This is a genomic window from Pseudomonas fluorescens, assembly GCF_902497745.1.
In the GTDB taxonomy this organism is placed as follows: Bacteria; Pseudomonadota; Gammaproteobacteria; order Pseudomonadales; family Pseudomonadaceae; genus Aquipseudomonas; species Aquipseudomonas fluorescens_BM.
In genome coordinates, this window is record NZ_CABVHJ010000019.1 from 123,880 (window position 1) to 134,193 (window position 10,314).

The following is a 10,314-nucleotide window of genomic DNA, read 5'->3' on the forward strand; positions in this document are numbered from 1 at the left end:
ACCAGTCTTCGGAAATCGCCCGTCAGACCAGCGAAGGCATGCAGGTGCAGTTCCGCGAGATCGACCAGGTTGCGACCGCTTCCAACGAAATGAGCGCCACCGCCCACGACGTCGCCAACAGCGCATCCAACGCTGCCAACGCCGCGAAAGGCGCCGACCAGTCGGCCAAGGACGGCATGTCGATCATCGAGCGCAGCACCCGCGACATCAACCAACTGGCCGATGAAGTCAGCAAGGCAGTGACCGAGGTTGAAGCGCTGGCAGTCAACAGCGAGCAGATCGGTTCGGTGCTGGAAGTGATCCGCAGCATTGCCGAACAGACCAACCTGCTGGCGCTCAACGCGGCGATTGAAGCGGCCCGCGCCGGTGAGAGCGGCCGTGGTTTTGCCGTGGTTGCCGACGAAGTACGCAACCTCGCCAAGCGCACGCAGGATTCGGTGGAAGAGATTCGCATCGTGATCGAGCGGATTCAGACCGGTACGCGTGGCGTGGTCGCGACCATGCATTCGAGCCAGACCCAGGCTCACAACAACGCCGGGCAGATTCGTCAGGCGGTGGATGCGCTGGGCAAGATCAGCGATGCGGTGACGGTGATCAGTGACATGAACCTGCAGATTGCCAGTGCGGCTGAACAGCAGAGCGCGGTGGCTGAAGAGGTCAATCGCAACGTTTCGGCGATTCGTACAGTTACCGAAACCCTGACCGGCCAAGCCACTGAATCGGCCGCGATCAGCAGCCAGCTCAATGCCCTGGCCAGTCAGCAGATGAAATTGATGGATCAGTTCCGCGTCTGACGCTACACCGTTGAACCCTGTGGGAGCGAGCTTGCTCGCGAAAGCGGTCTGCCATTCAGTAATGATGTTGAATATGACGGCCCCTTCGCGAGCAAGCTCGCTCCCACAGGGGTGAGTGTTCACCTGCGGGATTTCATCTGACTCGGGATTGTTTTGCACTATCATCGCCCTCTCGCTCCGGAGGGCCTTCGATGACTGATTTACTCACGTCCATTCAAGCCGCACTCGGCTTGCCGCACACGCCGATTCCGTTCACTGATCGTGGCGCCCTGCCCTCGGCGTTCGCCGTCACCGAGCTTGCCTGCGCCAGCATCGCCGCTGCCGGTCAGGCCGTCAGCGAATTGATCCGGCAACAGACCGGTCATTTGCCGGTCGTTGCAGTCGACCGTCGATTGGCATCGTTCTGGTTCTCCAGCTCGCTACGTCCGATGGGCTGGCAGGTGCCACCGCTGTGGGACCCGATAGCCGGCGACTACGCGACCCGCGACGGCTGGATCCGCCTGCACACCAACGCTCCACATCACCGTGCCGCCGCTGAACGTGTGCTCGGTGCCTGCGCCGACCGTGCCGCGATGGCGGCGAAAGTCGCACGATGGACCAGTACAGAACTGGAGCAAGCCGTGGTCGAGGCCCAAGGTTGTGCCGCCGAAATGCGTAGTTGGGCGCAATGGCAGCAGCATCCGCAGGGGCTGGCAGTAAATGCCGAACCGTTGGTGCATTTCTTCGATTCGCCAGATGAACACAGTCAACCGTGGCAAGGTTCGGTGGCGCAACCCTTGGCCGGGATCAAGGTATTGGATTTGACGCGCGTGCTCGCCGGCCCCACCGCCAGCCGTTTTCTCGCAGGCCTTGGCGCCGATGTGTTGCGCATCGACTCACCGACCTGGAACGAGCCCGGTGTCGTCCCGGAAATGACCCTCGGCAAACGCTGCGCGCGACTGGATCTGCATGACTCGGCGGATCGTGCGGTGTTCGAAAGTCTGTTGAAGGACGCCGATATTCTGCTGCACGGGTACCGTGCCGACGCACTGGAAAATCTCGGTTTCGGCGTTGAGCGCCGTCGCCAAATCGCGCCGGGCCTGATCGATGTCGGCCTCAACGCCTATGGCTGGAGCGGCCCGTGGCAGAACCGTCGAGGTTTCGACAGTCTGGTGCAGATGAGCAGCGGCATTGCCGAAGCCGGGCAGCTCTGGAAGCAAGCTGACAAACCGACGCCGTTGCCGGTGCAGGCGCTGGATCATGCGACCGGGTATTTGATGGCGGCGAGTGCGCTCCGACTGTTGACCGTGCGTTTGAACACGGGTCGCGGTTGCTCGGCGCGGTTGTCGCTGGCGCGGACGGCGAAGTTGTTGATCGAGCATGGGTCTGGGATAACTGAAGCGCTGCGCGCCGAGGATGAACAGGATCAAGGTTTGCTGGTGGAGCAGACCCCATGGGGCCCGGCGCATCGCTTGCAGGTGCCGGTGAAGATCAGCGGCACACCGATTCGGTGGGCGTTGCCGGCCACAGACCTGGGCTCACACCACCCACAGTGGAATTAAAAGCCCCTCACCCTAACCCTCTCCCAGAGGGAGAGGGGACTGATTGGGGGATATTCGAGAGATTCACCGACTTGAAAGATTGGCGCTGAATCCATAATCGATCGGTATTTTCAGGTCGATGCACAACGCAAGACACATCGGTCGGCCCCCCTCCCTCCGGGAGTTGGGGATGATTGGGGGAGATTCGAGAGATTCACCGACCTGAACGCTTGGCGCTGAATCCATGATCGACTCGGTCTTTCAGGTCGATGGACAGCGCAAGACACCTCGGTCGGCCCCCCCTCCCTCCGGGAGTTGGGGATGATTGGGGGAGATTCGAGAGATTCACCGACCTGAACGATTGGCGCTGAATCCATAATCGATTCGGTCTTTCCGGTCGATGGACAGCGCAAGACACCTCGATCGGCCCCCTCTCCCTCCGGGAGAGGGCTGGGGTGAGGGCTGCAATTTCAAGTCGAGCGATGATGTATCAATCTGCCCGGCTCAAAGACGTCCACAACACCTGCGCCGCATACCCTCGATAAGGTCGCCACGCCTCAGCGCGCAACGACAATTCCCGCGCTGTTGGCCGCTTGCCTTCCAGCACTTCCAGCGCCCGCAGCAACCCGACATCGCCATGGGGAAATCCATCCAGATCGCGCAACTGCCGCAACGCGATGTACTGCGCCGTCCACTCGCCAATCCCGTGCAATGCCAACAACCGCGCCACGCCGCCTTCGCGATTCGGTTCAAACAAAGAAGGCTCATCCAGCAACGCCTGCGCCACACCCGACAGCGTCCGCCCACGACTTTTCGGCATACCCAGCGCCGCCAGATCTGCCGCTGCCAACACGTCCGCCTTGGGAAACACATGGGTCAATCCAGGCACGCCCGAATCCAGCGGCGCGCCATATTGCGCAACCAGTTTCCCCGCCAGACGAATCGCCGCCACTACCGTGATCTGCTGCCCGAGCACCGCGCGAAACGCCAACTCCAATCCATCCCACGCACCGGGAATGCGCAACCCCGGACGCTCGGCGATCAACCGCGCCAGCAACGGATCATTCGCCAGATGCGCTTGCATCAGCGCCAGATCTGCATCCAGATCAAACATCCGCCGCAACCTGGCAACGATCTCGGACAACGCTGCCGGATCAGGAAAGTCCAGCTCGACCTCCAGCGCATCCGCCGTCCCAAGCCAGACCGAAACCGTGCCGTGAAGCCCGCTCAACCCGATGCTGCGCGAGTACACACCATCGACCACAACCTCCATCCCGACCACCGCCCGAGCAGCGAGAAACGCCAACATCGCGTCCCAGTCATACGGTGGTGCATACGCAAGCGACAACCTCACAACGACAACACACCGCTGTACAACCCGTACGCTGCCAACCCCGCGCCGATGACCACGCAGGTAAAAATGCCCTTCTCGACATGAGTGAACAACGGCTCCCCCGCCTCATGTTTGGCCTTGGCAAACAGGATCACTCCCGGTGCATAAAGCAACGCCGACAGCAGCAAATACTTCACCCCGCCGGCATACAACAACCACACCGCATAACCGAGGGCAATGCCGCCGATCAGCAGATCCTTGGTGCGCTCAGCCGAGGCATGTTCGTAGGTTTCGCCGCGCCCGCTGAGCAACACCGCGTACGCCGCCGACCACAGGTACGGCACCAGAATCATCGACGACGCCAGATAAATCAGGCTGGTGTAAGTGCCTGCGGAAAACAGCGTGATCAACAGGAAAATCTGGATCATCGCGTTGGTCAGCCACAACGCGTTGACCGGCACGTGATTCTTGTTTTCCTTTTTCAGGAACGCCGGCATGGTCTTGTCCTTGGCCGTGGCGAAGAGAATCTCCGCGCACAGCAAGGCCCACGACAGCAACGCACCGAGCAGTGAAATCGCCAGGCCAATGCTGATCAACAGCGCGCCCCACGGCCCGACGATGTGTTCGAGTACTGCCGCCAGCGACGGGTTCTGCAGATTCGCCAGTTCCGGCTGGCTCATGATCCCCAGCGACAGCACGTTGACCAGCACCAACAGCGCCAGCACGCCGATAAATCCGATCACCGTGGCGCGGCCGACGTCGCTGCGTTTTTCCGCTCGCGCCGAGTACACACTGGCGCCTTCGATACCGATGAACACAAACACCGTGACCAGCATCATGTTGCGCACCTGATCCATCACCCCACCGAAATTCGGGTTGCTGGTGCCCCAGATGTCACGGGTAAAAATGTCAGCCTTGAATGCCACCGCTGCGATGACGATGAACATGATCAGCGGCACGACTTTGGCCACCGTAGTCAGTTGATTGATCAGCGCCGCTTCCTTGATCCCGCGCATCACCAGGAAATGCACGGCCCACAGCAGCACCGACGCGCAACCGATGGCGATCGGCGTATTGCCCTGGCCAAACACCGGAAAGAAATAACCGAGGGTGCTGAACAGCAGGACGAAATAACCGACGTTGCCAAGCCACGCACTGATCCAGTAACCCCATGCCGACGAGAAGCCCATGTAGTCGCCAAACCCGGCCTTGGCGTAGGCATACACGCCGGAATCCAGCTCGGGTTTTCGATTCGCCAGGGTCTGAAACACGAACGCCAGGGTCAGCATGCCGATCGCGGTAATCCCCCAACCGATCAGAATCGCCCCGGCATCGGCGCGCGCCGCCATGTTCTGCGGCAGCGAGAAAATCCCTCCGCCAATCATCGAACCCACCACCAGGGCGATCAACGCGCCTAATCGCAGCTTTTGCGTCGGTTGCGACATTTCCTTTTCCCTTTATGAAGTGATGAGCGGTTGTTTGTAACAACTATTTGCTAAATCAATAAAGCAAGATGATGGCTATCAGATAAAGCCAGTAAATATATAGCCGATGACGCTAACGCCTAGCACGTTAAGACAGTTTTGTGCGCTGATCCTGATAAATCAATTCTGTACTGAAAACAGGCGCTGAAAATTTGCCAAACGCTGAAAAAGAACTAGCGTGATAATTCGAAAGTAATAATAGCCATTCCCAAAAATGTAGCCACAACGCCTCTAGGACGGGCCTTGCGGGCAGAGTATTTATGCCTTCAGCCGAAGCCTAAGTCATTCATTAACAATGGAATGTGACCATGCACTGATCTAAGTCAGCTGTTTGAACAGACAACAGAACTACGCTGTGATCTCTTCTCTCCTGCAATGGAGTCATGCAATGTCTGAAGCTCCCGGAAAACTACGACTAGGTGCACTGGTTGCATTGGTAGTCGGCTCGATGATCGGTGGCGGGATATTTTCTTTGCCACAAAACATGGCGGCCAGCGCCGATGTCGGTGCGGTACTTATCGGTTGGGCCATCACTGCTGTCGGTATGCTCACCCTCGCTTTTGTCTTTCAAACCCTCGCCAATCGCAAGCCTCACCTGGACGGCGGTGTCTACGCCTACGCCAAGGCCGGTTTCGGCGATTACATGGGCTTTTCGTCCGCCTGGGGTTACTGGATCAGTGCCTGGCTGGGCAACGTCGGTTACTTCGTTCTGCTGTTCAGCACCCTCGGTTACTTCTTCCCGATTTTCGGTGAGGGCAATACTGTCGCAGCCGTGATTGGCGCCTCGGTGCTGCTGTGGGCCGTGCACTTTCTGGTGCTGCGCGGGATCAAGGAAGCGGCGTTCATCAACCTCGTGACCACGGTCGCCAAGGTCGTGCCGCTGCTGCTGTTCGTGCTGATCGCGGTGTTCGCCTTCAAACTGGACATCTTCACCGCCGACATCTGGGGCATCAAAAATCCGGATCTGGGCAGTGTGATGAACCAGGTGCGCAACATGATGCTGGTTACCGTGTGGGTGTTCATCGGTATCGAGGGTGCAAGCATCTTCTCGGCCCGCGCCGAAAAACGCTCGGACGTCGGTAAAGCCACCGTGATCGGCTTCATCACCGTGCTGCTGTTTCTGGTGCTGGTGAACGTGCTGTCGCTGGGCATCATGACCCAGCCGGAACTGGCGAAACTGCAGAACCCGTCGATGGCCGCCGTGCTTGAGCACGTGGTCGGTCACTGGGGCGCGGTGCTGATCAGCGTCGGTCTGATCATCTCGTTGCTGGGAGCGCTGCTGTCGTGGGTGCTGCTGTGTGCGGAGATCATGTTCGCCGCCGCCAAAGACCACACCATGCCGGAGTTTCTGCGCAAGGAAAACGCCAACCACGTACCGGTCAACGCCCTGTGGCTGACCAACGCGATGGTGCAGATTTTCCTGATCATCACGCTGTTCTCGGCCAGCACTTACCTGTCGCTGATCTACCTCGCCACTTCGATGATTCTGGTGCCGTACCTGTGGTCGGCGGCCTATGCCCTGCTGCTGGCGGTGCGCGGCGAGAGCTACGAAGGCTTCGCGGCCGAGCGACGCAAGGATCTGATTATCGGCGGCATCGCGCTGATCTATGCGGTGTGGCTGCTGTATGCCGGTGGGGTCAAGTACTTGCTGCTCTCGGCCCTGCTCTACGCACCTGGCGCGATCCTGTTCGCCAAAGCCAAGCTGGAACTCAAACAACCGATTTTCACTAACGTCGAGAAGCTGATTTTCGCCGCAGTGGTCGTGGGTGCCCTGGTGGCTGCCTACGGTCTCTACGACGGCTTCCTGACTCTGTAATCCCTGATTGTTTTGTTATCTGGAGGATCTGAAATGACCACGGAAAAAGTTAAGTACGGCGTCCACTCCGAAGCCGGCAAACTGCGCAAAGTCATGGTGTGCTCCCCAGGTCTGGCCCATCAGCGGCTGACCCCGAACAACTGCGATGAACTGCTGTTCGATGACGTGCTCTGGGTGGCTCAGGCCAAGCGCGACCACTTCGACTTCGTCACCAAGATGCGCGAGCGCGGCATCGACGTGCTGGAAATGCACAACCTGCTGACCGACATCGTCGCCATCCCTGAGGCGCTGGACTGGATTCTCGAGCGCAAGGTCACCGCCGATTCGGTGGGCCTGGGCCTGATCAACGAAGTCAAATCCTGGCTGAAAAGCCTCGAGCCACGGCACATCGCCGAATTCCTGATTGGCGGCGTCTCCGCTGATGATCTGCCAGACAGCTTCGGTGGCAAGACCATCCAGATGTTCCGCGACTTCCTCGGCCATTCCAGCTTCATTCTGCCGCCGCTGCCGAACACCCAGTTCACCCGCGACACCACCTGCTGGATCTACGGCGGCGTGACACTGAACCCGATGTACTGGCCAGCGCGTCGTCAGGAAACCCTGCTGACCACCGCCATCTACAAATTCCACCCGCAGTTCACCAACGCCGAATTCGAAATCTGGTACGGCGACCCGGACAAGGATCACGGCAGCTCCACCCTTGAGGGCGGCGACGTCATGCCGATCGGCAACGGCGTGGTGTTGATCGGCATGGGCGAACGCTCGTCCCGCCAAGCCATCGGCCAACTGGCGCTGAACCTGTTCAAGAACAAAGCCGTGGAAAAAGTCATCGTTGCCGGCCTGCCGAAATCCCGTGCGGCGATGCACCTCGACACCGTGTTCAGCTTCTGCGACCGCGACCTGGTGACGATTTTCCCGGAAGTAGTGAATCAGATCGTCGCGTTCACCCTGCGCCCTGACGAAAGCAAACAGGGTGGCATCGACATCCGCCGCGAGGAAGGCACCTTCCTCGACACCGTGGCCAAAGCCCTCAACCTGCCAAAGCTGCGCGTGGTGGAAACCGGCGGCAACAGCTTCGCCGCTGAACGCGAACAATGGGACGACGGCAACAACGTGGTGGCCGTGGAGCCGGGCGTGGTCATCGGCTACGACCGCAACACCTACACCAACACCCTGCTGCGCAAGGCCGGCGTGGAAGTCATCACCATCAGCGCCGGTGAACTGGGCCGAGGCCGTGGCGGTGGCCACTGCATGACCTGCCCGATCATCCGCGACCCGATCGATTACTAAACCTCTGAGCCCTGGCCGACACTTACAACGTGCGGCCAGGGGGATAACCGACACCGAAGGAGATCCATCATGGCTTTTAACATTCACAACCGTAACCTGCTCAGCCTGGAACACCACACCCCACGTGAGCTGCGTTACCTGCTCGACCTGTCCCGCGATCTGAAACGCGCGAAGTACACCGGCACCGAGCAGCAACACCTGAAGGGCAACAACATCGCCCTGATCTTCGAAAAAACCTCGACCCGCACCCGTTGCGCGTTCGAAGTGGCGGCCTATGACCAAGGTGCCAACGTCACCTACATCGACCCGAACTCGTCGCAGATCGGCCACAAAGAAAGCATGAAAGACACCGCCCGCGTGCTGGGGCGCATGTACGACGCCATCGAATACCGTGGCTTCAAACAGGAAATCGTCGAAGAGCTGGCCAAGTTCGCCGGTGTACCGGTGTTCAACGGCCTGACCGATGAATATCACCCGACTCAGATGATCGCCGACGTGCTGACCATGCGTGAACACGCCGACAAGCCGATCCATGAGATCAGCTACGCCTACCTCGGCGATGCGCGCAACAACATGGGCAACTCGCTGCTGCTGGTCGGCGCCAAACTCGGCATGGACGTGCGTATCTGTGCACCGAAAGCGCTGTGGCCACTGGATGATCTGGTCGAGCGTTGCCACAAATATGCGGAAGAAAGCGGTGCGCGCATCACCCTCACTGAAGACCCGAAAGCCGCCGTCAAAGGCGTCGACTTCATTCACACCGACGTCTGGGTATCGATGGGCGAACCGGTGGAAGCCTGGGCCGAACGTATCCAGCAACTGCTGCCATACCAGGTCAACGCCGAGCTGATGAAAGCCAGCGGCAACCCGCGCACCAAGTTCATGCACTGCCTGCCGGCGTTCCACAACAGTGATACCAAGGTCGGCAAGCAAATCGCCGAACAGTATCCGCACCTGAAAAACGGCATCGAAGTGACCGACGACGTGTTCGAGTCGCCTGCCTGCATCGCCTTCGAGCAAGCGGAAAACCGCATGCACACGATCAAGGCGATTCTGGTCTCGACCCTGGCTGATCTGTAACTGAAATAGCTCCCACTGAAGGAACCGGTACCAAAGGTGGGAGCGAGCCTGCTCGCGAAAGCGGTGGGTCATTCAACAGAGATGTCGACTGATCTGACGCCTTCGCGAGCAGGCTCGCTCCCACAGGGGATCCCGGTTCCGACAGGAAGATCGAGTTGTTTGCCTCTCCTCTGATTAGAAGGACATGCACCATGCGTATCGTCGTAGCTCTGGGCGGTAACGCCCTGCTCCGCCGTGGTGAACCGATGACCGCTGACAATCAGCGCGCCAACATCCGCATCGCCACCGAGCAAATCGCCAAGATCCATCCCGGCAACCAACTGGTCATCGCCCACGGCAATGGCCCGCAAGTCGGCCTGCTGTCGTTGCAAGCGGCGGCCTACACCTCCGTCACCCCTTACCCGCTGGACGTGCTCGGTGCCGAAACCGAAGGCATGATCGGCTACATCATCGAACAGGAACTGGGCAATCTGCTCGACTTCGAAGTGCCGTTCGCCACCCTGCTCACCCAGGTTGAAGTCGACGCCAAGGATCCGGCCTTCCAGAACCCGACCAAGCCGATCGGCCCCGTCTACGACAAGGCCGAAGCGGAAAAACTCGCTGCTGAAAAAGGCTGGGCGATTGCTCCGGATGGCGACAAGTTCCGCCGTGTGGTCGCCAGCCCACGGCCAAAACGCATCTTCGAAATCCGCCCGATCAAATGGCTGCTGGACAAGGGCAGCATCGTGATCTGCGCCGGTGGCGGCGGGATTCCGACCATGTACGACGAGAACCGTAATCTCAAAGGTATCGAGGCAGTGATCGACAAGGACCTGTGCTCGTCGCTGCTCGCCGAGCAACTGGAAGCCGATCTGCTGGTGATTGCCACGGACGTCAACGCGGCGTTCATCGACTACGGTAAACCGACGCAGAAAGCCATTGCCGAAGCGCACCCGGACGAACTCGAACGCCTCGGTTTCGCCGCCGGCTCGATGGGGCCTAAGGTGCAGGCAGCCTG

Annotated in this window: 7 protein-coding genes and 1 pseudogene; 6 read left to right on the top strand and 2 right to left on the bottom strand. The window is 59.7% G+C overall.

Going from position 1 to position 10,314, the window contains the following annotated elements; all coding sequences use genetic code 11:
- Positions 1 to 266 precede the first annotated feature (266 nt).
- Positions 267 to 794, top strand: a pseudogene (locus F8N44_RS32325) (methyl-accepting chemotaxis protein); the annotation flags it as partial.
- A 191-nt stretch (positions 795 to 985) separates the two neighbouring features.
- Positions 986 to 2,335: a CoA transferase gene (locus F8N44_RS24845; RefSeq protein ID WP_150652147.1), complete on the top strand. Its 1,350-nt coding sequence runs from the start codon at positions 986 to 988 to the stop codon at positions 2,333 to 2,335.
- Between the two features lie 469 nt (positions 2,336 to 2,804).
- Here F8N44_RS24845 and F8N44_RS24850 read toward each other — a convergent pair whose 3' ends face one another.
- Both F8N44_RS24850 and arcD (F8N44_RS24855) read right to left on the bottom strand, forming a co-directional pair.
- Positions 2,805 to 3,668, bottom strand: coding sequence for a DNA-3-methyladenine glycosylase family protein (locus F8N44_RS24850; RefSeq protein ID WP_150652148.1), 864 nt, complete (start codon positions 3,666 to 3,668; stop codon positions 2,805 to 2,807).
- Positions 3,665 to 5,092 (bottom strand): arginine-ornithine antiporter, encoded by a 1,428-nt coding sequence (arcD, locus tag F8N44_RS24855; RefSeq protein WP_007908041.1) that lies wholly within the window; start codon positions 5,090 to 5,092, stop codon positions 3,665 to 3,667. Before arcD (F8N44_RS24855) ends, F8N44_RS24850 begins: the two co-directional genes overlap by 4 nt.
- 427 nt (positions 5,093 to 5,519) lie before the next feature.
- On the opposite strand from arcD (F8N44_RS24855), the gene arcD (F8N44_RS24860) reads away from it, so the two are divergent.
- The 4 genes from arcD (F8N44_RS24860) to arcC all read left to right on the top strand — a co-directional run.
- Entirely contained in the window at positions 5,520 to 6,947 is a 1,428-nt protein-coding gene (gene arcD / locus F8N44_RS24860) for an arginine-ornithine antiporter (protein ID WP_150652149.1), read from the top strand.
- A gap of 33 nt (positions 6,948 to 6,980) precedes the next feature.
- Positions 6,981 to 8,237: an arginine deiminase gene (gene arcA / locus F8N44_RS24865; protein ID WP_038366599.1), complete on the top strand. Its 1,257-nt coding sequence runs from the start codon at positions 6,981 to 6,983 to the stop codon at positions 8,235 to 8,237.
- Positions 8,238 to 8,306: 69 nt separating this feature from the next.
- Positions 8,307 to 9,317, top strand: a complete 1,011-nt coding sequence (locus tag F8N44_RS24870) for an ornithine carbamoyltransferase (protein WP_008086805.1) — start codon at positions 8,307 to 8,309, stop codon at positions 9,315 to 9,317.
- Positions 9,318 to 9,508: 191 nt separating this feature from the next.
- Positions 9,509 to 10,314 (top strand): carbamate kinase (arcC, locus tag F8N44_RS24875; protein ID WP_150652150.1); only part of this gene is annotated, 806 nt, incomplete at its 3' end.

What these genes read in the sequence shown, in the direction of transcription:
- F8N44_RS24845 (WP_150652147.1), top strand. Translation starts at nt 986, where the DNA reads ATGACTGATTTACTCACGTCCATTCAAGCCGCACTCGGCTTGCCGCAC.
- arcD (WP_007908041.1), bottom strand. Translation starts at nt 5,092, where the DNA reads ATGTCGCAACCGACGCAAAAGCTGCGATTAGGCGCGTTGATCGCCCTG.
- arcD (WP_150652149.1), top strand. Translation starts at nt 5,520, where the DNA reads ATGTCTGAAGCTCCCGGAAAACTACGACTAGGTGCACTGGTTGCATTG.
- arcA (WP_038366599.1), top strand. Translation starts at nt 6,981, where the DNA reads ATGACCACGGAAAAAGTTAAGTACGGCGTCCACTCCGAAGCCGGCAAA.
- F8N44_RS24870 (WP_008086805.1), top strand. Translation starts at nt 8,307, where the DNA reads ATGGCTTTTAACATTCACAACCGTAACCTGCTCAGCCTGGAACACCAC.